Raw genomic sequence first — 24,713 nt, 5'->3', positions numbered from 1 at the left:
CACCTCGGCCGCGCGTCAGGCGGCCAGGCACTTCTCCAGGATCGCGAGCCCTTCGTCCACGATCTCGTCGGACGCGGTCAGCGGCACCAGGATGCGGATGGTGCTCGCGGTGACGCCGCAGGACAACAGGATCAGTCCGTTCTCGTGCGCCACGCGGGTCACGCGCTTGGTCATTTCGGAATCCGGCTCGTCGCTGCCGCGCTGCTTCAGGATATCGAATGCAACCATCGCGCCAGGACCGCGCGGCCCGGAAACCGGAACCAGGTTGTTGGCGCGCGAGAAGCGCTCGATCGCCGCGCGCAGCCGCTCGCCGATCGCATTGGCGCGGTCGAGCAGCTTCTCCTGCTCGAACACGTCGAGCACGGCGAGCGCCGCCGCGCAGGCCAGCGGATTGCCGCCATAGGTGCCGCCGAGGCCGCCCGGCTCCGCGGCGTCCATGATCGCGGCACGTCCGATCACGCCGGACAGCGGCATGCCGCCGGCGAGACTCTTGGCGACGCAGATCAAATCCGGCTGCACGTCGTAGTGCTCCATCGCGAACATCTTGCCGGTGCGGCCGAAGCCGGTCTGCACCTCATCTGCGATCAGCACGATGCCATTGCTGTCGCAGATCCGGCGCAGGCCGCGCATCAGCTCCGGCGGCGCCTGGTGGAAACCGCCCTCGCCCTGCACCGGCTCGATGATGATGGCCGCGACCTGCGAGGCGTCGATGTCGGCCTTGAAGATGAAGTTGATGTAGGACAGCGTATCCTCGACCGTCACGTTGCTGCCGGAGATCGGGAACGGCGCGTGCCAGACGCCGGGCAGCGGCGGCCCGAAATGCTTTTTGTACGGCATCACCTTGCCGGTCATCGCATTGGCGAGCGCGGTGCGGCCGTGGAACGCGCCGGTGAAGGCGATGATGCCGCTGCGCCCCGTGGCCGCGCGCGCGATCTTGATGGCGTTCTCGGTCGCCTCCGCGCCGGTCGTCAGCAGGATCGACTTGGCCGGCCCCGAAATCGGCGCCAGCGCGTTGAGCCGCTCGCTCAGCCGCACATACGGCTCGTATTGCAGCACCTGGAAGCAGGTGTGGGTGAAGCGGTCGAGCTGCGCCCGAATCGCGGCAACGACATGCGGATGGCAGTGGCCGGTGTTGAGCACCGCGATGCCGCCGGCAAAGTCGACATAGCGCTTGCCCTCGACGTCCCACACCTCGCTGTTGAGGGCGCGGTCAGCAAACAACGGCGTCGCATAGCTCACGCCCCGGACGACGGCCTCGTGTCGCCGCGCCAGCAGGTCTTCGTTCGCAGCCGAATTCGCAGCCAAATTCGCAGCCAAATTCGCAGCCAAATTCGCAGCCATGGCTCAACTCCTCGTGGGAAAATCGAGCCGCAGGCTACGCCGAGAGCCGTCGCGATCAATCAGCTTGTTCCCGACGACGGGTGCCTGCAATGCACCAGACCCAGCGGGATGAGCGCGCAGCTACGCGGCGAGCACATTCTTCAGCCAAGCCCGCAGCGCGACGATCGCGGGCTCGTCCCAGCGCTCCCGAAGCGCGACGAGCTGATAGGCTCCCATGTGGAGTGCCGAGGGGATCACCTCGACCAACGCACCGCTGCGCAGATCATCGGCGACCAACACCTCGTTGGCGAGCGCGACGCCCTGCCCGAAGCGGGCCGCCTCGATGGCGAGATGCGCGTGCCACAGCCGCTGACCGCGCAACGTGACCGGCTCCCGATACCCCGCCAGCTCGAACCATTGCTCCCATTGCGCGGTGGACTCCTCGTGGATCAGCGAGGCCCTGGCGAGGCCCGGGAGTGTCGCGATCGCCGGAAACCTTGCCAGATAGGCCGGGCTTGCGACCGGGAATACGCGTGGGCGCACCAGCTCCTCAGCGACCAAGCCGCCGCTCCGGTCGACCGCTTCGGCATAGACGATCTCCGCATCCGCTTCGCCGCGCTGCAAATCGGGGTGCGCCAGCGTCGGCTGCAGATTGATGTCCCAGTTGCGCGGCGGGCCGCTCAGCTCGGGCAGCCGCGCCAGCAGGCGGCGATTGGCGAGGCCCGGAATGCACCAGATGTTCAGGGTCGGACGCGCCACGGGCCGCACCGAGATTGTCGCGCGGGCGATGATGTCGAAGGCCTGGCTGACCTCGGCATGAAACTGACGTCCGGCCTCGGTCAGCGCGAGGCCCCGCCCCTCCGCCCGCACCAGCGCCACGCCCAGACTGCGCTGCAGATTTTGCAGATGGCGCGAGACCACGGTGTGGCTGACCGCGAGCTCGTCGCCGGCGGCGCGCACGCTGCCCTTGCGGCCGACGGCCTCGAAGGCACGCAGCGCGATCAGGGAGGGCAATCGGGGTCTCGTCATGCTCGCACAGTTCTCAGCCTGCGCGATCTCCCCCCCGCCCTGAAGCGGAACCGCCGCGATCCGTGATCGCGCGGCTGATGTCGGAGCGCCGGCTGCCATGGCGGCGTCCGTTGTCCGCACAAGGCGTTCCGGGCGGAGCGCCGCATCGCGGTCACGAGGGCGCTTGCGCGCGTCACGCCGCTCTTAGCGTCAGCATTGGCGCAACGCCAGCCCAGAGAAAGCCACGCGCGCGGCCTGGACCTCCGCGGACGTCTTAACGAGGCAGGCCACGTCGCAAACGATCCTTAAGCCTCCCGCCATGGCAGGCGCCATTTGCCTAAAAGTTTCCACAATTCGACTTTGAATCGGGAGTGCTTCGAGCAGGAGAACCCCCAAGATGCGGATCAGCCAAATGATCTACGTCGGTTCGCTGGCAGCCCTCGTCGCGACGGCCGCCCCCGCACTGGCGAAAAGCTCCCAGACGCCCAAGCCGGATGATCAGACCACGTCGTCCCTGCCGTGCCGCGCCTACCAGCAGGCCCCCGACGGAACCTGGATGGAGCGGCCCTGTCAGGGCCAGGGCGCAAGCGCCCCGGCGCGTCAGCGCGCGGTCACCAACGGGACCGGCAGCGCCGAACAACGTTAGCGGACCTGGTTCGCGGACTTGGCGCAAGAGCCGGAGCGCTTGCGCTCCGGCCCGCACTGATGCCCGCGCTCAGTAAGGTGGCGCCCGGCGCGCCCGCTGCTCCCTGCCCGCCTCGACCCACCACAAGAGATCGTCGGCAAAACGCGGAAACGCGCGTTCCAGCGACTGGCCGGAATCGCCGGTCGGCCTGCCGTCGGCGGACAGCGCCTGACCGATCGGGCCGACGGCAAGCGTGCTCGACACCACCACCATGCCCATCTCCGACAACGTGCCGTGCCACGCAGTGGCGGCCCGGGCCCCGGAGAGCCGGCCGGCGGAATAGCTCGCGATCGCCGCCGGACGCCAGAACCATTCCTCGAGAAAGTGGTCGGTGAGGTTCTTCAGTCCCGGCTGCATGCCCCAGTTATATTCGCCGGTGACGAACACGAAGCCGTCGGCGGCACGGATCTTGGCCGCAAGCTTGGCCATGGCCGCTGGCGCCTGGCCGGACGGATATTCCTTGTACATGCGGTCGAGCATCGGCAGGCCGACCGCCTTGGCGTCGATCAGCTCGACGTCCTGGTCCTTGGCGCGCAACCCGTCCACGACGAATTGCGCGAGCCGGATGCCCATCCGGTCGGAGCGGTAGGAGCCGTAGAGGACGAGGATGCGGAAGCTCATGGCGGGTCAACTCCTGGCCGGACGATCCGCGCCAGACTACCACGCCGTCATGTCATGGAGGTCATTATGGTCACGCCGCAGATCGATGGACCGGCGGCGCGTGGTTGCAGAAACGAGGCGAGGCAGGCTCAGCGCGTCACCGTGGCCGAAGCGGAGCGCTCGGATGGCCGGCCGAACACGCTGCGGCAGCCGTCGCTGAGGCTGGCGCGCTGCTTCATCATGCAGGCAATGATGCGGTCGCGATCGGGAATCTCCGACGAGCACAGCCGGAACACGTCGCCCGTGCACAGCCGCCGCTGGTCGTCCTCCGTGAAGGCATGGCCCGCGCGCGGGCTGGCGACCATCGCCAGCGCAAGCCCTGCCATCGCCACATTCCAATTCCGCATCCTGAACAGATGAGTTCGCATCGCCGTCCCCAATTCGCCCGCTGTTTGTCCGGTTCACCCGCTGCTTTCGCTGATGTCGCGAAGCAGTTGCCGCCGCAGAATCAAATGATGACACGTCGCGGCGCGCCTTCAACAAGCGCTCTCGTTCCTGCACCACAATTTTGCGGCCTGTTGCATCTTCGACTCCTTTTGCGCTGCCGGAACCCGTGAGACGCCGCCAAATTGTCATTAGGCGAACGCAATCCGGCCCAGCCGCGCTCACACTCTCACGGCGTAGTGGCGGCGTCCTGATGGTGCTTCGGACCATCACGTGTCCCGAGTTCAGGTGTGGGAGTCAGGTTCATGGCGTACACGATGGTGGCTGAGCGGGAGCAGCAGACAATCCGCAAGCAGCGCGAAAGCGCCCTCATCGTTCTCGCCAACGCACAGGTGATGGAGGCGGAAGGCTGGCAGGTCGTCATCACCGACGAGGACGGCAACAGCATGCCGCTCGCCGAGTTCGAAGCTGGCATCTCGCAGAAATTTTCGTCCTGGTACAAGGCCAAGCAGCGGCCGGTGGTGCCCACCACCATTCCCGCCCCCAACCTGTTCTCGACGCCGGCCAATGACGACGCCGGGCCGGAGGCCGTCGTGGCCGCCGAACTCGCCGCCGAGCAGGTCGGGACGGCCGAGGTCCAGGAGGCTCCTGTCCAGGAGATCGCCGAGGACGATTTCGAAACGGCCGAGACCGCCAACGCTCCGACGGCCGAGAAGGCCGAGCGCGAGGAGATCGCGCTCGACGCCGCCGAGATGGCCGACTGACGCTGCGGCCGCGCCGCAGCATCAGCGAGAGTCACTCGCCGCCTTCGTAGAACAGCTCCAGCGGCAGCCCGGCCTGGGCCTCGCCGATCCATTCCCGTGCAATGATGTTGGACGGCCCAGCGCGTGCATCGCGGCATGCAGGCGAAGACCATCCCCGGTCGTTTCGCGTGGCGCGGATCGAGCGTGCTTCGGCCTGTCGTCGCTTCCTCGCGCGATCAGCGTGCGCCGGGCGACTAACAAACATGTTAGCCCCGCGGCTCTCGGTCGAACAACGATCATCGGAACGAAGCGACCATCTGCCCGTCGGGCAAATCAAGGCGCATTTCCATCTCGCGGCGTCACCTCCAGGGCCTGAATCGGCAGCAACGGCGGTGCGCGCGGAAACGATTTTCCGCAGGCCCATCAAGCTGATTTGGCCTGTCCAGTCCCGCCGCCAAAAATATTCTGCTTTTCCTAAATCTAATTCAGTGCTTTTGTCGCGCCATCTCCCGCTCGCAGGAGGGGCGGTTCGCGGTCGTCACGGACGTGGAGCGGGAGGAGCGGTGGACGCGATGGCAGCGCAGCGCATCTTGCGCCGACGAACGCTGACGTCGCGTACGGTCAAGTCGCGTGGTCCTGGCATCCCGACGCCGATGCCCCCACGGTGGCGCGCCCAAAGCGCGTTGTCGTGCACGGTGACCAGAACGCCCGGCGCACCGGGGAGCGCGCGAAGCAGCCGTTAAGATCATCGCGCGGGGAATGCCGGTTGCCCGGCTGAACCTGTGGTGACTGCCGCCTGCTTTTTTTCTGCAGGCGGGCCATGGGTTGCGGCCAGCATCCCGGCATTCCCCGCGCCCTCTGCTGTGCGGAGGGCAAGACGGATGGATCACTCGGGCGCATCAGCGCGGCGAGAACGCGAGGGCGTGCGTGAATGAGACTTCGCAGGACGGTGCTTCAAATCGCTCGGTGTCATTCCGGGGCGCGCGGAGCGCGAGCCCGGAATCCATACGCTGCAGCAGAACTGATGGAGCACGCTGGAGCGACACACCTGCCCGACACGCCCGCTCGTGGTTATGGATGCCGGGCTCGCGCATGCGCGCGCCCCGGCATGACGATGTTGAGAGACCGTGGCGCCACCCACCGCCGTCATGCCCCGCCCCCGGGTCTCGCCTTCGGCGAGCCCGAGGACAGGCTCCGGCGGGACATCCACTACGCCGCGGCCTCTCGATCAATGACGACTGCGGCGGCGTAGTGGGTCGCCCGGTCCCGTCTTCGCCCGATGGGCTTCGACGCGGCAACGAGCGCCAGGGCGCGCCGCAGCTTTAGCGGAGGCGGCAAGCCGGGCGATGACACCGAATGTAAAGCAGGCATCAACACGAGCCAGAGGCCGCGGGTGCCCTGGGGGATGATCCAGTCTCACAACAGCTTCGCGCTCACGAACAGCGTGCGCACGGCGTTGGTGGCCTGCACTGTCATGATGGCGTTGTCGGCCGCGGCCTGCAGGGCGGCCATGGCCTGGTCGTGCAGCGACTTGAACTCCATCCACTCGACTGCGTTGAGGCTGGTGAGGAACTGATGGGCCTGCCCGACCGTCGAAATCACGACCGGCTTGCCGTTCACCTTGATGTTGAAGGTAGTACGCAGACGCGTTTCCGAGTTTGCGGGATCAATCATGGGGACCTTCCGGAAGATGCGACGGGCGTCACCGCCGAGGTCGCGCCGAGGCCCAGCAACAAAACGTCACTCGGTCTTTTGCGCGGTCCGCGTCGGGGTGCCAGCCTCGAGCCCGACGACGACAACGAGTCGGTTGAACTCGCCGTCATCATACGCCTTCAGGAAGCGATCGTAATTCTTGATCGAGACGCAGCCGTTCGAATCACCCTCCGGACCCAGCATATAGGGGTGGGTCAGCAATCCGCTCCGGCCGAGCGTCGATCCTTCCACCACGTTCATGCGCAGGGCGCGAACGCCGTGAAACGGTTTTTCGCGCGGCTTCAGGTCATAGGTGGCGGGCGGGGTCGCGCCAACCATGCGCTGATTGACGTGCTCGGGGTCGTCGCGCAGGCTGCCCATGCCGGAATGGGCCTCGAGCCCGATGCCGGACGGCAGATACACCATCTTGGCCTTGATGTCGTACACGGCGGTCTTGTCATAGCCGAGCGCACCGAGATCGATTCCGGATCGGACGATGCCGCTATCCGGACCGAGCGAGGCGAACTTGGTCGGGCTCGGCAACAGGTCGGACAGCTTCTGCAGGATGGAGCGATCGTCGACGCGTCCGACCGCTTCAGGCGCACTGGCCGAAACCAGGCTGGTCGGCAGGTTGGCGACGGACGGGCGCGGGCGCGGCAGCGGCACGCCCGGTGCAGGCATCGTGACGGTATTGCCCTCCGTCAACATCGGCCGCCAATCGCTGTTGCTGGGGTCGCGAGCGCCCGGATCACGCGCTTCCATGCCCTTCACCAGCGCGGCCCGGGCATCGAGCAATTGGCGGTCGATCGCGCCGCGAAGGGCGAAACGGTCGAGCGCGCGAACCGCGTCTTTTTCCGAATAGGCCGTGGCCGAGGCGGAGGCCGGCGCGAAACGTGTTTCGAAGGTCATGGACGGCGCGGCGGCGGCCGGAATCGCCGCGCTCGCAAGCGACGTCTCATCGCTGTTGGCTCCGACCCATGCAGCCGCGCCCGCTGCGACCGCAAGTGCTGCAAGCACGAGTGCGATCGCTTCGGAGCGCCCGAAGCGGCCTTGCGACAACAGAACGTCTACGCTTGCTTCACTGGAAGCCATCACGTCCCCGATATACCCCCTTTTCGGACCACCCGGGAAAGGTGACCGACCCCAAGGGGTACGATTCGACCCGTCATGACATAGGATGGCAAGAGTGCGGCATAATCTAGACAAACGCCAGCCCGGAGTGATCCGGCGTGAACCGACGCCCAAGCCTCGCACGGGCTGCGCCGCAACCGTCCCAGAAAGCCGATTATATCGATGAATCAGCCGGTTGGAGGAATGTATGAACGCCGAATGGGATGATCTCGGCCGATTTGCCGACGCACAGGATTCGATTTATTCGCGCGTGACCGCCGAACTTGCGGCCGGTGCCAAGCAAAGCCACTGGATGTGGTTCATCTTTCCCCAGGTCGAGGGGCTCGGCAGCTCCGCCATGGCGCAGCGCTACGCGATCCGCTCCCGCGCCGAGGCCGAGGCCTATCTGGCGCATCCCCTGCTCGGCCCGCGGCTCGTCGAATGCACCCGACTGGTGCTCGCGGTGCAGGGCAAGTCGCTGCGCGACATTCTGGGTGTTCCGGACGATGCCAAATTCCGCTCATGCATGACGCTGTTCGATTCGATCAGCCCGAACGGGATCTTCGCGCAGGCGCTCGATCGCTATTGCGACGGTGCGCGCGACCCGGCGACGCTCGCGTTTCTGCAGCACAGCACCGCATGAGCACACGGTTACCGCAGATGCGCATCTCGGCCTCATAGGGCTGACACGGTAATGAACCAACTCTGCCCTGCGGCCGGATTTCGGGTGCCAAGCCCGAACAGGAAACTTGATCGCGCCAAGATTTGCGGGTCCCATCCGCCGCGTTGTTTGTCCCAAGGAGACACACTCATGAAGAAGTTTTTCCTGATTGCCGCGCTCGCGACCTTCGCCGCCGGATCTGCCTTCGCCCAAGACAGCTGCGAGACCAAGGCCGTCGGCAAGGACGGCAAGGCGCTCGCCGGCGCCGCCAAGACCTCGTTCATGAAGAAGTGCATGGCCGAGACGTGTGAGACCAAGGCGGTCGGCTCCGACGGCAAGAAGCTCGCCGGCGCGGCCAAGACCAGCTTCATGAAGAAGTGCGAGGCCGGCGGCTGACGCGCTGGCGGCTGACGACACTGGCGCCCCGCCATGATGCTTGGCGGGGCAAGGCCATGCCGGCGGGCTCCATCAGCGCGAAGCGTATCGGCAAGCTACGACGCGGGCGGCGGGCGCCTCGATGTCGAACGGCTTGGTCAGCAGTGCGCAGCACGCCGCCATAGAGCTCGACCCAGCCCTCGGCCGGCACCATCTCGCGGACCTTCTGCCCGATCACGTTCAGGATGCCCGCATGCAGGGCGTAGGCCGGATTGGCTTCAACGTGGACGGAATCGCTCAGCGGGCCCTGCGGACCGTCGAAGAACTCGATGGGCGAGTGGTGGAGAGCTGAGGAGGACCGGCACACTGTTGAACCGAGGGAAACCCGCAGGACACCACTGCATGTCGCCCGCCCTGGCGGGCCCATGCGAGATCAACATGCTCACCGCATCCGCCCTGCTCTGGACCCGTGTCGCCGCCGGCATCTTCGGCTTTCTCGCCCTCAATTCCGCCTACGGACTCTGGCTTCAGCGCAAGAAGACCAGCGGCGGCCGCAACTGGCCGGTCGTCGAGGGGGAGATCGTGGCCTCGGCGGTTTCTGTCGCGGCGACGCATCGGTCGGCAGATGACACCGATGCCAAGCCTGACATCCGCTACCGCTACGAGGTGTCGGGCAAGAGCTACGAAGGTCGCCGCATCCGTTTCGGCAGCCCGAGCCGCGTCACGCGCCTGCAAGCCGACGAGATCGCCGGCAAATATCCGCAAGGCGCGAAGGTCCGCGTTTTTTACGATCCGAAACGCCCCTCGCAATCGGTGCTCGAGCCTACCAATGCCAGCGGCACGGCGGCGCTGGTGGCGCTGTTCGTCGTGCTGTCGGCCGTGACCGCCGTGTTGGTGGCGCATTCGCTCGCCGGCAAGGTGCTCACGACCGAGGCTGGCGTGCCGCTGTTCGCCTTCCTGATGCCGTTCGCCCTGTTCGGCTTCGGAGCCGTCGCACTCGCCTCATACTGGAAGCTGCGGCAGGAGCGCCTGGCGAGCCGCTCCTGGCCGACTACGCCGGGACGCATCACGCGCTCCGGCGTGACGATGGAGATCACACGACGTGAGGACGATCGCGGACGAGAAACGGAAGAGGAGCGTTTCCGGGTCACGATCGAATACAGCTACACGGTAGATGGTCGCTCTTTCCACAGCACGCATTGGAATTGGGGCTGGACCGCGCTGCATTCCGACAGGTCGATCGCTGAAGCCGTCGCCGCCAAATATCCGGTCAACACCGACGTCACCGTCTACTACGATCCGATACAACCCGAGACGGCCGTGCTCGATCCCACAAACAAGAGCGGCGTCGCGGCGCCGCTCTGGGTCGGCATTATCCTGATCGCGATCGGCGCGCTGTTCCTGTTCGTCTTCACCCACGTCCAGATGAGCTAGCCGGGGATGATGCGAACAAGGCGCAAGCAGAGCACGAGCGACGAGTATGGCCGCGTCGTCAGCTGCGCAGGCCCGGCGCTTCGTGGCCGCTGCGGGCGACATACTCGGTATAGCCGCCGCCATACTGATGGAGGCCGTCAGGGGTCAGCTCGAGCACGCGGTTGGAGAGCGCGGCGAGGAAATGACGATCGTGCGAGACGAACAGCATGGTGCCCTCGAAGTTCGACAGGGCCGCGATCAGCATCTCCTTGGTCGCCATGTCCAGATGGTTGGTCGGCTCGTCCAGCACCAGGAAGTTGGGCGGATCGTAGAGCATCTTGGCCATCACGAGCCGTGCCTTCTCGCCCCCCGACAGCACCCGACATCTTTTCTCGACGTCGTCGCCGGAGAAGCCGAAGCAACCCGCCAGGGCCCGCAACGAGCCTTGACCGGCTTGCGGAAACGAATGCTCGAGCGACTCGAACACGGTCTCGTCGCCGTCCAGCAGGTCCATCGCATGCTGCGCGAAGTAGCCCATCTTGACGCTGCCGCCGATCGTCACCGAACCGTCATCGGGCTCCGCGCTACCGGCGACGAGCTTCAACAGGGTCGACTTGCCAGCGCCATTGACGCCCATCACGCACCAGCGCTCGCGGCGCCGGATCATGAAGTCCAGCCCGTCGTAGATGCGGCGGCTGCCGTAGCTCTTGGACACGTTCTTCAGGGCTACCACATCCTCGCCCGAGCGCGGCGCGGGCAGAAAGTCGAACGCCACGGTCTGGCGCCGCTTCGGCGGCTCGACCCGCTCGATCTTGTCGAGCTTCTTGACCCGGCTCTGCACCTGCGCCGCGTGCGAGGCCCGCGCCTTGAAACGCTCGATGAACTTGATCTCCTTGGCGAGCATCGCCTGCTGGCGCTCATATTGCGCCTGCTGCTGCTTCTCGTTCAACGCCCGCTGCTGCTCGTAGAAATCGTAGTCGCCGGAATAGGTCGTGAGCTGGCCGGCGTCGATCTCGATCACCTTGTTGATGATGCGGTTGATGAATTCGCGGTCGTGCGAGGTCATCAGCAGCGCGCCCTCGTAGCCCTTGAGGAAATGCTCCAGCCAGATCAGGCTCTCGAGATCGAGATGGTTGGACGGCTCGTCGAGCAGCATCACGTCGGGGCGCATCAGGAGGATGCGCGCCAGCGCGACGCGCATCTTCCAGCCGCCGGACAACAGGCCGACGTCCTTGTCCATCATCTCCTCGGAGAAGCCGAGGCCGGCCAGCGCCTCGCGGGCGCGGCTGTCGAGCGCGTAGCCGTCGAGCTCCTCGAACTGCGCCAGCACCTCGCCATAGCGCGCGATGATCTCGTCCATCTCGTCGGCGCGGTCCGGATCGGCCATGGCGGCCTCGAGCTCCTTGAGCTCGGCGGCGACCGACGACACCGGCCCGGCGCCGTCCATCACCTCCGCCACCGCGCTGCGGCCGGACATCTCACCGACATCCTGGTTGAAATAACCGATCGAGACGCCGCGATCGATCGAGACCTGCCCCTCGTCGGGCTGCTCGCGGCCTGAGATCATCCGGAACAGCGTCGTCTTGCCGGCCCCGTTGGGGCCGACCAAGCCGATCTTTTCGCCGCGCTGGAGGGCGGCGGAGGCTTCGATGAAGAGAATCTGGTGGCCGACTTGCTTGCTGACGTTATCGAGGCGGATCATGAGGTCTCAGGACATGGACAGGTTGCCGCCGCTCTTAGTCGATGCGCGCCGCCGGTGGAAGGCGCAATTTGGGCGCCCTCCGCCGCTCTGTCCGCCCCGTCCCGGTCAGCGGCCCTGAGGCCGAAAATCCTGGTTGCCGAACGGTTTGTCGGTCGGGATGCGGATCGCGACGTAGCCCCGATCCATGGTCGCGTGGCAAGCGTTGCATCCCGACGTCAGCTCGGTCACGGCGGAAGCGAAACGCTTGCCATCCTTGGCAGCGATGGCGTCCGAGATCGACTGGATCGGCTGGCCGAGCGTGGTGACATTGTTCACCGGCAGGCCCGAATAGAAGACCGCGGCGTCAGTCAGGCTCTGCCTCAACTGGGCGAGCTCATAGGACGCGAGATCCCAATTCTTGGACTGTCCCGCGAACCAGAGCTTCGCGTGTCTGACCTGAATCAGATTCATGATATCGCCGAGCCGCGGCAGATATTGTTCTGCATTGGACTGCGACTGCGCTGCAGCCAGGGAGATGGCCGAACAGGCGACCAGAACACCTGAAACCCACTTGCGATAGCTCATTCCATGCCCCGCTTCCAAACAAACCGCTACGGAAAGACATACCGCTGCGATCGAAACCGGACTTGCGATTGATCAAGTCCGCCTCCGATCGTTCGAGCCCGCCAAACGAATGATCCGCCGAAGCGGCTGCTCCGGCGGATCATCATATCAGCCCCCGGCCCCGGGGTATTGTGGTCGGCGTCTTAGGCTGCGGCTTTCGCGCCGGTCGGAACCATCGCGATCGTCTTCAGGACCTGAGACGCGATCTGGTAGGGGTCGCCCTGGGAGTTCGGACGGCGGTCCTCCAGATAGCCCTTGTAGGCATTGTTCACGAAGGAATGCGGCACGCGGATCGAGGCGCCACGGTCGGCCACACCCCAGCTGAAGGTGTCGATCGAAGCGGTCTCGTGCTTGCCGGTCAGGCGCATGTGGTTGTCCGGACCGTACACAGCGATGTGGTCGGCGCGAGCTTCCTTGAAGGCGTCCATCAGCTTCTCGAAATACTCCTTGCCGCCGACTTCGCGCATGTACTTGGTCGAGAAGTTGCAGTGCATGCCCGAGCCGTTCCAGTCGGTGTCGCCGAGCGGCTTGCAGTGGAACTCGATGTCGATGCCGTACTTTTCGGTCAGGCGCAGCATCAGGTAGCGGGCCATCCACATCTGGTCAGCAGCCGTGCGCGAGCCCTTGCCGAACACCTGGAATTCCCACTGGCCCTTCGCCACCTCGGCGTTGATGCCTTCGTGGTTGATGCCGGCCGCGAGACAGAGGTCGAGATGCTCTTCGACGATCTTGCGGGCGACGTCGCCGACGTTCTTGAAGCCGACGCCCGTGTAGTACGGGCCCTGCGGCGCCGGATAGCCGTATTCCGGGAAGCCGAGCGGACGGCCGTCCTTGTAGAAGAAGTACTCCTGCTCGAAGCCGAACCACGCGTCTGGATCGTCCAGGATGGTGGCGCGGGCGTTCGACGGATGCGGGGTCTTGCCGTCCGGCATCATCACTTCGCACATCACCAGCACACCGTTGGTGCGGGCGGCATCGGGATACACGGCGACCGGCTTCAACACGCAGTCGGAGCTATGGCCTTCGGCCTGCATCGTCGACGAGCCGTCGAAGCCCCAAAGAGGCAGCTGTTCCAGGGTCGGAAAAGAGGAAAATTCCTTGATCTGTGTCTTGCCGCGCAAATTCGGCACCGGCTTGTAGCCGTCGAGCCAGATGTACTCGAGCTTGTATTTCGTCATTGAGCCTCTCTGTCTTATCGAAAGGTGGGAGCCCAGCAATCGAAGGCTCCCCGCTTACCCGGCCACGATCGGCCAGCGCACTCTTAAGCATGGAATGTGCCAAGTCCCGCGACGTCCCGTCGCATGGACGGAGACCGATCGGGGCCGAGCTGGCTGCCGGTTTTGCACGTCAGGGGTGCGGCAAAGCAGCGCGACCGGGATTGCACGGAGCGCATGGCGGAGAGGAGAGCTTGTCGAAAACCCGCTTGATTCCTTGGCATTTGCGGCGACGCGCAAGAGAGGCCGAACAAGCCGTCAGCAGTTCCGGGACATTTTCGAAAAGAGTTGGAGCTCTGTCCGCAACCTTTGGTCCAGCCCAAGTGTTGGTCAGATGAACATTGCTGCTGGGGGAGCACATGCAGAAATGCCTGCAAAACGCGCAACATGTGATTTCGTTTTGATCATGTTGCATTACCTCCGGGCAGCACTGATATCGACGCTGGTAACCACAACGGAACGAGTCGGGCGCAACCTGATGTGTGGCCGATGGAAGGAGAATGAGGAATGGGCACCAATGTGGACGAGGGATCCGCAAGGATCTACCAGTTTCCGCGCGGAGGGCGAGCGGGTCTTGCACCTCGCCAATCCGGATCGTCGCCTGAGCGGCCGATCGCGCCGTCGATCCAGCCGACGATCTACAGCGCGAGCTGGTATCATGACGAGGCGATCCAGGAAGCCAAGCCGGTGTGGGACCGCTGATGTCAGACTGTACCGTGACGCCAGCACGCCTTTGCTGAAGGGTCGGACCGACAAGGTTCCGGCCCTTTTTCTTGCGCCGCTGTCTGCATGTCTCTCGCCGCTGCTGACGGCCGCCGGCGGGCTCGACGTGCCGGGGTCAAACAGGCCGCCGTCGTGACCCGTTTCATGGTCTTCCCTATCCTGTCGAAGGCTACGCATACGCGTCGCGTCGATGAAACGGCGTTTCACATCGAAGCCCGCATCCCCTAGAATGGGTTGATGTCTGCCCATCCGCTCCGCCATCTCGGCCTTCACGGTGCCACCAACTTCAGAGATCTCGGCGGATATCCCAGCAGGGACGGCCGGCACGTGCGATGGCGGCAGCTGTTTCGGTCGAACCATCTCGGACAGCTGACCGAGCCCGACGTCGCGGTCCTGCGGGAGCTTGGCGTTCGGACGGCGTTCGATTTCCGCGGTCGCAACGAGCGCGCTGCCGGGCTCTGCACCATCGCCGAGATCACCGTCCATTCCGTGCCGATCGAGCCGAGCGTGGTGCCGGCGCTGCGGGCTCTGGCGACACGAGGACAGCTCACAACCGACCATGCCTTGGAGCTGATGCGCGAGTCCTACCGCAACTACATCCGCCGCTACACGCCGCGCTTCCGCGCGCTATTCCAGCATGTTCTCAATGAGGACGCCCCGTTGGTGATCCATTGCACGGCCGGCAAGGATCGCACCGGTGTGGCCTGTGCGCTGGTCTTGCACGCGCTCGAGGTTCCGGATGACGTCATCTTGAAAGATTACCTGCTCACGAACCAGCTCTATCGTCGCGAAACTGCAGCTCACCCGGATCTTCCCGCTGATGTCGTCCAGACGATCGGGACAGTCCAGGCCTCGTTCCTGGCAGCTGCGTTCGACGCCATGCGTGATGATTTCGGCGACGTCGACACCTACCTGCGCGACGGTCTCGGCATCGACGGCGCAGCACGGAAGACGCTACAGGAGCGCTATCTCACGCTGTGAGCCTGGGCGGTCCGAATACGCTTGAGCGATCAGGCCGCTTCGATATCGGCTGTCTCGGCGGCTTCCATCGCGTCGAGATCGGCAATCACCTCCTCGAATGCGGAAATCGCCTGTTGAACCGCCGCGATCTGCATCAATTCCCAGCCGGTCACCGGACCTGCACGGTTCTGCAAGGCGACCACCAGATCCCGCCGCTGCTCCTTCAGCTGCACCAGCGGCAAACCATGGTCCGGCAGATGTCTCATCATGTCAAAGCTCCAACGCCCCTCAAGCGGCATAGCGACAGGCTAGCGGGCCGCGCTGGCAATCCACTTACGAAAGTCCGGCTAATTTTATCGATCAGGCCAGCGCGACCGGCGCCGTCATGATGGCGCTGGCCAAAACGTCGCTGATCTTCGCGGTGGCGGCTTCGCTCACATGCAAGCGGTCGCCGTGCCCGTCGTCGAGCGCAGACAACGGAATCTGGCCGGCCTCATGCCAGCTCTTCATCAGATTCCAGCGCCTGAAGACATTGACGTCGGCCGCAGACGTGACCTTCTCGATGCGCCGCTGAATGTCCTCGGCACGCGCCAGCCTGCTGGGCACCGTCACGATGGCAGCCGTATATTGCAGGTCCATCACGATGGCATCGATGGCCAGCCCCGCCAGCCATCGAAGGCCGACGCGCAGCGCCGCCTCGACGTCATCGGGACTGTAGACCTCGGGCCTGTAGGCGGCGTTGGTGCCGACCTGCCAGATGACGAGCGAAGGCTGCTCCGCAATCACGTCGCATTCGAAACGCGAGAGCTCCTCCGGGGATTCCTGTCCGCCCACACCCCGATTGAGGACGTCGATCAGGCTGCCGAAATTGGTCTTGCGCAGCGACTGCTCGATCCGGGCCGGAAAAGCGACAATTCCGTTGGTGCCGGCGGTGGAAGATGAGCCAAGCGCCACGATCCGGGTCTTGCGCTGCGCATCCAGACTCTGCCTGAACCGTCTGATCGGACGAGGAAAACCGGTGGAAACGTCGGGAAATTCGAGAGAGCCTGTCGCGGTCATGGTCACCTCTGACGAACCACGCTTTCTGATTGCAATTGCATGCCCCGGCCGCCCGGCCATTGCAACTCATCGGCAGGGCCATAGTATAACGAGCGGTGCTGTGGGGCGCGTCAACGGAGACCAGGGACGGAATGAACGGAGCAGTGATTGTCATTACGGGTGCGCAAGGGGCGCTCGGACGAAGCGTGGCCGATCTCGCGCTCGCACGGGGCGCGCATGTGGCCGGGATCGATCATGCCCAGGCCGAAATCCCGGCGAGTGACGACCGCATCGAGCTCGGAGGCGTCGATCTCTCCGACCCCGAGCAGGCAAAGGTCGCGATCGACTCCGTCGCCGCCCACTTCGGCACTCTGGATGCGCTGATCAACATCGCCGGCGCGTTCGCGTTCGAGACGACTGCCGACGGCGACGATGCCGTCTGGGAGACGATGCATGCGCGAAACCTGATGACTGCGCTGCACGCATCGCGCGCGGCGATTCCGCATCTCGTCCGCTCCAGCACGGGCCGCATCGTCAACATCGGCGCCATGGGCGCGCTCCAGGCCAGTGCCGGCATGGGCCCCTATGCGGCCTCCAAGTCGGGAGTGCATCGCCTGACGGAAGCACTCGCGGCCGAATGGAAGGGCAAGATCACCGTCAACGCCGTCCTGCCGTCGACGATCGATACGCCGGCCAACCGCGCCAGCATGCCCAAGGCCGATTTCGACAAATGGGTGACGCCGCAGGAACTCGCGGAGGTCATTCTGTTTCTAGCCAGCGACGCCGCGAGCGGCGTGACCGGCGCGCTGCTACCGGTTGTCGGCCGGGTGTAGCGAAGCCAGCCGTTCACCCCGACTTGGCGCTGACATCACCGGACTCGGCGGGCTAGACTCGCGCGCGCTCTGAGTCGCACACATCGGACGGCCCCTTGGAAACCGCGCTCTACCTTCCCGTCAAACGCTTCCTCGAAAACCTCGGCTTCTCGGTCAAAGGGGAAATCGGCGGTTGCGACGTGGTGGCGCTCAAGGGCGACGACCCGCCGGTGGTCGTCGTCTGCGAGCTGAAGCAGGTCTTCAACCTGGAACTGCTGCTGCAGGCAGTCGATCGGGCCGGTGCCTGTGACGAGGTGTGGGTTGCGGCGAACCTGTCGGCACGCGGCAAGGGCCGCGAAAGCGACTCCCGCTACCGCAATCTGTGCCGTCGGCTCGGCTTCGGCATGCTGGCCGTGACCTCAGCCGGAGACATCGAAGTGCTGGTGCAGCCGCCCACCACGGCGCCGCGCAAGAACCCCAAGAAGCGTTCGCGTCTCGTGATCGAGCATCAGCGGCGCAAGGGCGACCCCGTCGCTGGCGGCTCGACCCGGGCTCCCATCATGACGGCCTATCGGCAGCAGGCGCTGGCCTGCGCCTCGGCGCTGTCGGGCGGGCCGAAACGCGTCCGCGACCTCCGAGCGGACATTCCGGATGCGCCGAAGATCTTGCAGCGTAACGTCTATGGTTGGTTCGACCGCGCCGAGCGCGGCGTCTATGTCCTCACGAAAGCCGGGCTCGCGGCCTTGCGCCGCTGGCCCCAGGATATCCACATGACGCAGGCAGCGTTGCCCAATCGCGACATGGTGAACGCATAGCTGGGCTGCCCCGCGGAATATATATTGCAATGCAACAATCCTGCTTCTAGGTATCCCGGACGATTCACGAGGCCCCCATGAGCGAAGATTGGAACACCAAGTACGGTCCGCGTCGCGTCAGGCGTGATCCCCCGACACTGGAAGAAGCGATCTTCGCTGCGTCAGGCATCACCGACGACGTGCAGGCTCAGGCCGAGATCGCGTCGGCGCTGATGGGTCTGCCGCTCGAGCAGGTGCTCCCCGAGGTGAAGAAGGCAGTCCGCGTTGCCGCGCGCACCAACACGCGCGTCATCACGGCCGACCAGGGCACGCAGCAGCGTGCCGTCGTGGTCGAGCGCCGCACCGTGCGCCGCTTCAATTTCGACAAGCGCACCGGCACCTGAACGCCGCCCTCCGGGGCGCATCGGCAATGCAATCAAACGAAAAGGCGCGGCAGCGGTGATCGCTGTCGCGCCTTTATCGTCGCAGCAACGGCTCGGCTCAGGCGGCGCGCTTGTCGCCGTACATCCGGGTCACGAGCTTCCAGCAGGCGCGATTGAGGGTGAAGAACGCCCGCGCTGCCGCGATCGGCGCATCGATCACGAGCTTCGCCAGCTCATCCTGGGGCTGCTCGGTCAGATCGATCGTGCCGGTCGATTCGCCGTGACGGAACGCCAGATGCGCACCGAACTTGGCCGCCAGCGCCCGCATCGCATGGTTCTGCGATCCCGTCGTGACGCGGAGCTTGCGATAGCCCTTCCACCGCGCCTCCGAGATCACGCGCTGGAACAGCAGGCTGCCGACCCCGCGGCGACGCACGCAAGCCTCCACGCTGAACGCAATCTCCGGAAGCCCGTCCTCGGACTGCTCCGGCGGATGCAGCTCGGCGGCGCCGCGCACCATGCCATTTTCCATGTAGGCGACGACGATCGTGCCATCGGCCGCACAGCGGGCCGCATAGCGTTCGATGAAACTGTCATCGAGGAAGCCGTTGAATCGATCGTGCCGGCTTTCCGCATCGAGCCGCAACAGATGATCGCGCAGCAACGGCAGTTCTTCGTGCTGGCTGAGGGTCCGCACATAGCCGAAGCCCGGCCGGGGACGAAAAGTATCTACCTGTGACACTGCCTGAGACTCCTCTCGAGAGCCCTCGCACACAGACGTCTTTCCCTAGACAGGAGCTATATTGTGCATCGCAACATTCATTGCAAGCCCCGCGCTCTACGGAGAGAACATGCGGCCATGCAAGGATCGCGTGAGTTAACGATTCGTTTGTGTACGAATCATCACAGCACGAGCTGAGTCTGGGTCACGAGTGCGACCAGCCTGCCGTCGTCGGTCTCGATCCGGGTTTGCCACACCTGGGTGCGGCGGCCGCGATGCACGGGCGTGGCGGTTGCCGTCACCACCGTCCCCTCCTTGGCGCCGCCGATGAAGTTGGTCTTGCTCTCGATCGTCGTGGTGCCCTTGGCGTCCTGCGGCAGGTTGATCACGGTTGCGGCCGCGCCGACCGAATCCGCCAGCGCCATGACGGCGCCGCCATGGATGGTGTGATGCAGAGTGCAGAGATCCGGCCGCACCTGCATTTGCGCCACGACGCGATCGGCGCTGGCCTCGGTGAAGGTCACACCCTTCAATTCCGCGAACGGCATCTTCATCGCATTGATCTTGTCGAGTGGCGTCATGCCTTCCCTCCCCCGTTGATCGGACGACCCGTCTTCGCGGGTCAGCGCCGCATCTGGATGCGCCGGGCTTCGAACCCGAAGCAATGACCTGAGAGGTCATTGCTTCGGTCCGATCGTGCCGCCGCTCAGACCTTCTCGATCCCGCACCACTCCGCGATGAACAGCGCCATGGTCTTGGTCACCTGGCGCAGCGAGTCGAGCTCGACATATTCGTTGAAGCCGTGCATGGCGGCGCCGGTCGCGCCGAAGCAGAGGCTGGGGATGTTGTAGTTGAGCCCGTAGAAGCGGGTATCCGTGAGCGCCGTGAAGACGAGATCCTGGACCTCGCCGCCGTAGACGGCGGTGAAGGCCTTGCCGAACGCCGCCTCCGGCTCGGCCGAATTGGTCAACTCGTAGCCTTCGGACAGGAAGCCCGACCACTCGACGACCGGCGGATTGTTGGAGAGAAAACGATGATCACGCGAAGCCGCGGCGACGCAGGCGAGGATCTCGTTCTGGCAGTCCTTGACCGACCAGCCCGGCAGGATGGCGATGCGGCAATCGACGTCGCACCAGGCCGGCACGCTCGAGGCCCAGTCGCCGCCTTTGATGATGCCCGGATTGAAGTTGATCGGATGCGTGAGCGTCCTGAAATGACGATCGCTCTTGGCGCGCTCGTTCCAGTCCGCCTCGAGCTTCTCCAGCGCATGGATCAGATGATAGCTCGCCTGGATCGCATTGGCGCCGACGCCGGCCTCGAACACATGCGCCGGGAAGCCGCGCACTTTCAGGCGGAACCAGATCACGCCCACCTGAGAACGCACCATCTTGCCGCTGGTCGGCTCCGGGATGAAGCAGGCATCCGCGCGGTAGCCGCGCTGCAGGGTCGACAGCGCGCCGACGCCGGTGCTCTCCTCCTCGATGACGGATTGGATGTGAATTCGCGCCGTCGGCTTGAAGCCGGCAGCCTTGATGGCATCGAGCGCATAGAGCGCGCCGATGGTACCGGACTTCATGTCGCAGGCGCCGCGGCCATACATCCGACCGTCGCGGATCACCGGCGAGAACGGCGGCGTCTCCCACATGTCGAGCGGACCGGCCGGCACCACGTCGCAATGGCCCTGCAGGATCAGCGATCGCCCGGCCGACGTCGCCGGCCGGTAGGTTCCGACCACGCTGCGTGCTCTCGAGAAGTCGTGCTCGATCGGGCCGTAGCCGCGCATCTCCTTGAGATCGTCGAGATCGATGTGCCAGTCGTCGACCTCGTAGCCGCGCGCGCGCAGGAGATCGCTGAACATGTCCTGGCACGGCCCTTCGGCGCCGCGGGTCGAGGGGATGGCGACGAAGTCGCTCGTGGTCGCAAGCTGCCGGTCGAAGTCGGCATCGACGGCGTCGACGATGCGCTGCGTAATGTCCTGGGTGATCATGCCTGTCGAGGTTCCAATTGCCGATGACTGCAGCAAATCACAATCTCATGCAGAGTTGCACCGGATTCGCCGCTGCTTTCAGAATCGCAAGGCCGCCCGTACATTCGCGCATACGAAAATGGCCGCAACATACTTTGGAATTTAACATGTCGGATCACCGCAATATCCTTTATTTCCTCCTCGGCATTCTCAGCGCGGCGATCATCGTGCTCGGCTACAATTTCTATCAGGCCAAGAAGCAGCCGGAGGGTGTCCAGATCAATATCGGGCCAAACGGACTGAAGATCGAAGGAAAGTGATGCGTTCTCAAATCTCCTCGTTCGCGAATGTCGCAGCGCGCCCTCTCGGCGTCCTCGGTGTCCTGCTTTTGGTTGCCGCACCCGCGCAGGCGCAATATGTCGGGCGCGAGCAGGACATCACCGATCTCCGGCTCGGCCAGCGGGTGCTGGTCGATGACGGCACCTGCCCCGCCGGCCAGGTGAAGGAGGTCTCCGGCTCCAAGATGGCTGAAACCGGTATTGTCCGCACCACGAAATGCGTGCCGCGCTTCGGGCCGAAGAAGAAGTAGCTGACCTCGTTCGATGCGGCTCTCGCCGCCGACCTCCGGCGCGTGACCTTCCGCACAGTCCCACAGCCGCGCATCGACGATGCTCCTGCCCGTGGACAAGCGGGGACGCAGCATGTCGATGTCAGCGGTGCAGGATCACGGCTTCTTCGAAGCGGCCGACCGGCCGCAGCCGGTCAAGGCCGATTTCAGCCGTTACGCCCTGCTCGGCTATCTGTCGATCGCGCTGGTGTTCGGCGGCTTCGGCGTGTGGGCGGCCTATGCGCCGCTCGATCGCGCGGCGATCGCACCGGGCACCGTGTCCGTCTCCGGCGATCACAAGGTGGTTCAGCACCGTGAGGGCGGAATCATCAGGGAGATCCTGGCCAAGGAAACTCACGCCGTGCATCGCGGCGACCTGCTGTTTCGGCTGCAGCCGACCGAGGCCCAGGCCAACACCGACCTCCTTCGCAAGCAGATGGACGCGTCGCTGGCCGAGGAGGCGCGCCTGCTCGCCGAGCGCGGCAATGCGCGGATGATCACGTTTCCCGACACGTTGCTCAACCGCCAGAACGTGCCGGAGGCGGCGCTTGCCATCGCCGACCAGCAGCGGCTGTTCGTCGAGCGCCGCAATGGCCTGATCAGCCAGATCAACATCCTCAACTCGCAGATCGCCCAGCAGCAGCAGGAGTTCGCCGGCCGTGACCGCCAGCGCGCCGCGCTCTCCGCGCAGCTCGCGAGCTTCGAGACGCAGATGAACAATGTGCGCCCGGCGGTCGCCGCAGGCTATTATCCGCGCAACAAGTTCCTCGAGCTGGAACGCGAGCGCGCCCGCGTCGAAGGCGATCTCGGCCAGGCGCAGGCCGACGTCGCGCGGCTGACGCAGACGGCCGCGCAGACGCGCCTGCAGATCGATCAGACGCTGCAGAAATATCTGACCGAAGTCGGCCAGCAGCTCGACGGCACCCGGGCCAAGCTGTCGGACCTGCGCGAGAAGCTGGTCATCGCCGAGGACGTGCTGCGCCGGGTCGACATCCGCGCCGAGCGCGACGGCATCGTCATGAACATGAAAGTCCACACCGTCGGCGCCGTCGTGAAGCCCGGTGATACGCTCGCCGAGATCGTTCCGGTCGGCGAAGGCGTCGACGTGATGGCGCACGTCTCGCCGCGCGACATCGAGAGCGTCGCCATCGGCCAGAGGGCCGAGGTGCGCTTCTCCAATTTCTCCTCGCGCACGACGCCGACGATCTTCGGCAAGGTCTCGAGCGTCTCGGCGGACGCGATGTCGGACGAGGCGACCAAGCAGAGCTACTATTCGGCGCGCGTCGTGATCGACTATTCGACCATCCCGCCCGAGATCGCCGAGAAGATCCTGCCGGGCATGCAGGCCGACGTCATCATCTCCACGGGAGAGCGCACCGTGCTCGAATATCTGGTCGGCCCGCTGCTCAACACGCTCGCCAAGACGTTCCGTGAGAAATGAGCCGAGAACACCTATGCCGACGGCACCGGTGGCGCGCCCGCGACGACAGCAAGGTCGCGGGCACGCCGCACGCCGATGGCGTCCAGCTCGCTACCCTGTTCCGGATCGGCAAGGCTCTCACGTATCGCTCCATCCAGATCAGCAAGGCCGCCTGCTGCCGCCACGCCACCGGACATCGCGAGCTGCCAACCTCTGGTGTCGGCCAATTCAGCTAGAAGCGCCGGCCACTCCGTCCCGAGCCCGAGCACAGCCACCTGCGACGTGCGTCCAAGGGTCAGTTGCCCGACAACGATGTCGCCAAGGTGAGCACCAATCGCCAGCTCGACGGGCCGACCGATCTCCGCGGCGATCTTTTCGTTGACGCGGTCCATGACCACGTCCATGGCGCCGATCGCCTGCAGCGCATCGCGGCAGCCTTGTTCTGCTCCCTGCTCCTCGCCGAAGACGGCGAGCACGCCATTGCCGAGGAAACGATCGATGCGCCCGGAATGGGCTTCGATCGCCCTGCCAATGGCGCCAAAGATCTCGTTCATCATGAACCCGAGGTCGGATGGCAGCCGGTCGCGCGCAATGGCCGCAAGCGGACGGACGCGGACGTGGACCAGGCATACCGCACGGCGCTCGGCGGTAAGGTGGTCGACGAGGGGCGCCCTCTCCGCTTGATCGCCGCCGAGGAGACGCGTGATCGTCAGCGGCGCCGCCGGACGGATCTGGCAGGCCAGGCGCACATTCGCCGGTGCCGCCAAGTCGGCGAGCATGACGCGCTCCGCGTGGCCGGGCGGTGCCAGCGTCTCCGCACCTTCATCAACGCGGACGCGACAAAGACCGCAGCGGGCACGGCCGCCGCAGTCGGATCGCTGCGAAAGATCGTTGCTGCCGATGATCTCCAGCAGCGTCGGACCGACCGCGGCCCGCACCGTCGCACCACCCGTGAAAGCAATGGCGATCTTCGGCGCCGCGAGGGACGCGACGTGACGGAACACGATGAGCGTCACGCCTGCAACGAGCAGCGCGACGACCGCGATCTGCGCCGAAACCTGCAGCAGGGCGATCCACTTTCCGTCGAGTTCGCTCGGCCAATGGGTGACCTGGCGCATCTGCTCGGCCATACCGGGATTGCCGAGCAACGTGGCGACGGCGCGTCCGGACACCACGAACCCCATCAGCGCCGCCATCGGCACCGCGACGGCGAGAACAACCAGCAGCGGCTGGACGAGGCGGTACCAGCTCCGGAATTTCAGCCATTGATGCAGGCCGACGCAGCCGTGGATCCAGACCAGCAGCAGCAGCGCGGTCTGAATCCAGGCCGCCTTGGGCCACAGCAACGCCAGCGCATAGAGGTAGCCATCCTGAACGCCGAACAGCGCATGAGCCATGTGGGTCTCGATGACATGCGGCAGCAACAGCAGCGGGATCGCAAATCCGGTGGCGATCTGAACAAACTCCCACGAGGACAGCCGCCACGTGCCGCGCTGAACCGTCTTGGCGAACGCCAGCACGACATGCGCGAGCAATGCCGCCGACAGCACGATCATTCCCGGCCACGATCGGGTGACGACCAGTCGCCATTCCTGCACCTCGTCCATCGCCTCGAGGCTGAACAGACCCACCGCATGGTTGAGAAAATGCGTCGCGGCGAACGCAAACAGGACGAGGCCGGACATGAGCCGGATGTTCTGGGACGTTACGGCAGGCATG

29 protein-coding genes are annotated in these 24,713 nt (G+C 65.1%); 14 read left to right on the top strand and 15 right to left on the bottom strand.

From position 1 onward, the window contains the following. Nucleotides 1-15 precede the first annotated feature (15 nt). Both gabT and QW863_RS01225 read right to left on the bottom strand, forming a co-directional pair. On the bottom strand, nt 16-1,341 hold the full coding sequence (gabT, locus tag QW863_RS01230; RefSeq protein ID WP_315712306.1) for a 4-aminobutyrate--2-oxoglutarate transaminase: 1,326 nt from the start codon (nt 1,339-1,341) through the stop codon (nt 16-18). A gap of 120 nt (nt 1,342-1,461) precedes the next feature. Next, entirely contained in the window at nt 1,462-2,349 is an 888-nt protein-coding gene (locus tag QW863_RS01225) for a LysR substrate-binding domain-containing protein (RefSeq protein ID WP_315712307.1), read from the bottom strand. Between the two features lie 376 nt (nt 2,350-2,725). Here QW863_RS01225 and QW863_RS01220 point away from each other — a divergent pair, with 376 nt between their 5' ends. Continuing rightward, nucleotides 2,726-2,974: a hypothetical protein gene (locus tag QW863_RS01220; protein WP_315712308.1), complete on the top strand. Its 249-nt coding sequence runs from the start codon at nt 2,726-2,728 to the stop codon at nt 2,972-2,974. 69 nt (nt 2,975-3,043) lie between these two features. Here the strand turns inward: QW863_RS01220 and QW863_RS01215 are convergent, their stop codons facing one another. Next, entirely contained in the window at nt 3,044-3,634 is a 591-nt protein-coding gene (locus QW863_RS01215) for an NAD(P)H-dependent oxidoreductase (RefSeq protein ID WP_315712309.1), read from the bottom strand. Nucleotides 3,635-3,762: 128 nt separating this feature from the next. Beyond that, nucleotides 3,763-3,999, bottom strand: a complete 237-nt coding sequence (locus tag QW863_RS01210) for a hypothetical protein (protein WP_315712310.1) — start codon at nt 3,997-3,999, stop codon at nt 3,763-3,765. Between the two features lie 363 nt (nt 4,000-4,362). Between QW863_RS01210 and QW863_RS01205 the strand changes: the two genes are divergently transcribed. Next, nucleotides 4,363-4,821, top strand: coding sequence for a hypothetical protein (locus tag QW863_RS01205; RefSeq protein WP_315712311.1), 459 nt, complete (start codon nt 4,363-4,365; stop codon nt 4,819-4,821). A 1,395-nt stretch (nt 4,822-6,216) separates the two neighbouring features. Here QW863_RS01205 and QW863_RS01200 read toward each other — a convergent pair. Next, nucleotides 6,217-6,474: a hypothetical protein gene (locus QW863_RS01200; RefSeq protein WP_315712312.1), complete on the bottom strand. Its 258-nt coding sequence runs from the start codon at nt 6,472-6,474 to the stop codon at nt 6,217-6,219. 66 nt (nt 6,475-6,540) lie between these two features. After that, the gene (locus QW863_RS01195; RefSeq protein WP_315712643.1) at nt 6,541-7,584 is read right to left on the bottom strand and encodes a DUF2778 domain-containing protein; all 1,044 of its coding nucleotides are present in this window, start codon (nt 7,582-7,584) and stop codon (nt 6,541-6,543) included. Nucleotides 7,585-7,810: 226 nt separating this feature from the next. Between QW863_RS01195 and QW863_RS01190 the strand changes: the two genes are divergently transcribed. The 4 genes from QW863_RS01190 (at nt 7,811) to QW863_RS01175 (ending at nt 10,072) form a co-directional block, all read left to right on the top strand. Continuing rightward, nucleotides 7,811-8,245, top strand: coding sequence for a DUF1810 domain-containing protein (locus QW863_RS01190; RefSeq protein WP_315712313.1), 435 nt, complete (start codon nt 7,811-7,813; stop codon nt 8,243-8,245). A gap of 168 nt (nt 8,246-8,413) precedes the next feature. Then, entirely contained in the window at nt 8,414-8,659 is a 246-nt protein-coding gene (locus QW863_RS01185; protein ID WP_315712314.1) for a hypothetical protein, read from the top strand. A gap of 121 nt (nt 8,660-8,780) precedes the next feature. After that, a complete protein-coding gene (locus tag QW863_RS01180) occupies nt 8,781-8,990 on the top strand; it encodes a hypothetical protein (protein WP_315712658.1) in 210 nt (69 codons plus the stop codon). A gap of 86 nt (nt 8,991-9,076) precedes the next feature. After that, a complete protein-coding gene (locus QW863_RS01175; protein ID WP_315712316.1) occupies nt 9,077-10,072 on the top strand; it encodes a DUF3592 domain-containing protein in 996 nt (331 codons plus the stop codon). A 58-nt stretch (nt 10,073-10,130) separates the two neighbouring features. On the opposite strand, the gene QW863_RS01170 is transcribed toward QW863_RS01175, so the two are convergent. The 3 genes from QW863_RS01170 to QW863_RS01160 form a co-directional block, all read right to left on the bottom strand. Further along, the gene (locus QW863_RS01170; protein ID WP_315712317.1) at nt 10,131-11,753 is read right to left on the bottom strand and encodes an ABC-F family ATP-binding cassette domain-containing protein; all 1,623 of its coding nucleotides are present in this window, start codon (nt 11,751-11,753) and stop codon (nt 10,131-10,133) included. Between the two features lie 105 nt (nt 11,754-11,858). Further along, a complete protein-coding gene (locus tag QW863_RS01165) occupies nt 11,859-12,317 on the bottom strand; it encodes a hypothetical protein (protein ID WP_315712318.1) in 459 nt (152 codons plus the stop codon). A gap of 182 nt (nt 12,318-12,499) precedes the next feature. Beyond that, nucleotides 12,500-13,534 carry a glutamine synthetase beta-grasp domain-containing protein gene (locus tag QW863_RS01160; RefSeq protein ID WP_315712320.1) on the bottom strand — a complete coding sequence of 345 codons (1,035 nt, stop codon included), beginning with the start codon at nt 13,532-13,534 and terminating at the stop codon, nt 12,500-12,502. Nucleotides 13,535-14,077: 543 nt separating this feature from the next. On the opposite strand from QW863_RS01160, the gene QW863_RS01155 reads away from it, so the two are divergent. Both QW863_RS01155 and QW863_RS01150 read left to right on the top strand, forming a co-directional pair. Next, entirely contained in the window at nt 14,078-14,272 is a 195-nt protein-coding gene (locus QW863_RS01155) for a DUF2735 domain-containing protein (RefSeq protein ID WP_315712321.1), read from the top strand. A gap of 258 nt (nt 14,273-14,530) precedes the next feature. Next, nucleotides 14,531-15,274 (top strand): tyrosine-protein phosphatase, encoded by a 744-nt coding sequence (locus QW863_RS01150; protein ID WP_315712322.1) that lies wholly within the window; start codon nt 14,531-14,533, stop codon nt 15,272-15,274. A gap of 29 nt (nt 15,275-15,303) precedes the next feature. Here the strand turns inward: QW863_RS01150 and QW863_RS01145 are convergent, their stop codons facing one another. Both QW863_RS01145 and QW863_RS01140 read right to left on the bottom strand, forming a co-directional pair. After that, nucleotides 15,304-15,522 carry a hypothetical protein gene (locus QW863_RS01145; RefSeq protein WP_012044361.1) on the bottom strand — a complete coding sequence of 73 codons (219 nt, stop codon included), beginning with the start codon at nt 15,520-15,522 and terminating at the stop codon, nt 15,304-15,306. Between the two features lie 91 nt (nt 15,523-15,613). Next, nucleotides 15,614-16,372 (bottom strand): SGNH/GDSL hydrolase family protein, encoded by a 759-nt coding sequence (locus tag QW863_RS01140; RefSeq protein WP_315712323.1) that lies wholly within the window; start codon nt 16,370-16,372, stop codon nt 15,614-15,616. Between the two features lie 71 nt (nt 16,373-16,443). Between QW863_RS01140 and QW863_RS01135 the strand changes: the two genes are divergently transcribed. The 3 genes from QW863_RS01135 (at nt 16,444) to QW863_RS01125 (ending at nt 18,301) form a co-directional block, all read left to right on the top strand. After that, nucleotides 16,444-17,124 (top strand): SDR family oxidoreductase, encoded by a 681-nt coding sequence (locus tag QW863_RS01135; protein WP_315712644.1) that lies wholly within the window; start codon nt 16,444-16,446, stop codon nt 17,122-17,124. A 95-nt stretch (nt 17,125-17,219) separates the two neighbouring features. Continuing rightward, entirely contained in the window at nt 17,220-17,918 is a 699-nt protein-coding gene (locus QW863_RS01130; protein ID WP_315712324.1) for a DUF2161 domain-containing phosphodiesterase, read from the top strand. Between the two features lie 77 nt (nt 17,919-17,995). After that, nucleotides 17,996-18,301: a hypothetical protein gene (locus tag QW863_RS01125; RefSeq protein ID WP_172109527.1), complete on the top strand. Its 306-nt coding sequence runs from the start codon at nt 17,996-17,998 to the stop codon at nt 18,299-18,301. Between the two features lie 97 nt (nt 18,302-18,398). On the opposite strand, the gene QW863_RS01120 is transcribed toward QW863_RS01125, so the two are convergent. From QW863_RS01120 to QW863_RS01110, 3 genes are all read right to left on the bottom strand, one after another. Beyond that, nucleotides 18,399-19,055, bottom strand: a complete 657-nt coding sequence (locus QW863_RS01120) for an N-acetyltransferase family protein (RefSeq protein WP_409977870.1) — start codon at nt 19,053-19,055, stop codon at nt 18,399-18,401. A gap of 128 nt (nt 19,056-19,183) precedes the next feature. Continuing rightward, nucleotides 19,184-19,582, bottom strand: coding sequence for a PaaI family thioesterase (locus QW863_RS01115; RefSeq protein WP_315712326.1), 399 nt, complete (start codon nt 19,580-19,582; stop codon nt 19,184-19,186). Between the two features lie 125 nt (nt 19,583-19,707). Beyond that, complete coding sequence (locus QW863_RS01110) at nt 19,708-20,988, bottom strand: ArgE/DapE family deacylase (protein WP_315712327.1); 1,281 nt, start codon at nt 20,986-20,988, stop codon at nt 19,708-19,710. Between the two features lie 146 nt (nt 20,989-21,134). Here QW863_RS01110 and QW863_RS01105 point away from each other — a divergent pair, with 146 nt between their 5' ends. The 3 genes from QW863_RS01105 (at nt 21,135) to QW863_RS01095 (ending at nt 23,015) form a co-directional block, all read left to right on the top strand. After that, nucleotides 21,135-21,287, top strand: a complete 153-nt coding sequence (locus tag QW863_RS01105) for a hypothetical protein (RefSeq protein ID WP_315712328.1) — start codon at nt 21,135-21,137, stop codon at nt 21,285-21,287. Then, nucleotides 21,287-21,556, top strand: a complete 270-nt coding sequence (locus QW863_RS01100) for a DUF6719 family protein (RefSeq protein WP_315712330.1) — start codon at nt 21,287-21,289, stop codon at nt 21,554-21,556. The genes QW863_RS01105 and QW863_RS01100 overlap by 1 nt, the downstream gene beginning before the upstream one ends. 112 nt (nt 21,557-21,668) lie before the next feature. Beyond that, a complete protein-coding gene (locus QW863_RS01095; protein WP_315712331.1) occupies nt 21,669-23,015 on the top strand; it encodes an HlyD family type I secretion periplasmic adaptor subunit in 1,347 nt (448 codons plus the stop codon). A gap of 11 nt (nt 23,016-23,026) precedes the next feature. On the opposite strand, the gene QW863_RS01090 is transcribed toward QW863_RS01095, so the two are convergent. Then, nucleotides 23,027-24,679: a 2Fe-2S iron-sulfur cluster-binding protein gene (locus tag QW863_RS01090; RefSeq protein WP_315712332.1), complete on the bottom strand. Its 1,653-nt coding sequence runs from the start codon at nt 24,677-24,679 to the stop codon at nt 23,027-23,029. Nucleotides 24,680-24,713: the final 34 nt, after the last annotated feature.

It is taken from the genome of Bradyrhizobium sp. SZCCHNR1017 (assembly GCF_032381375.1).
Taxonomy (GTDB): Bacteria; Pseudomonadota; Alphaproteobacteria; order Rhizobiales; family Xanthobacteraceae; genus Bradyrhizobium.
This window is presented reverse-complemented; position numbering and strand designations above follow the sequence as displayed.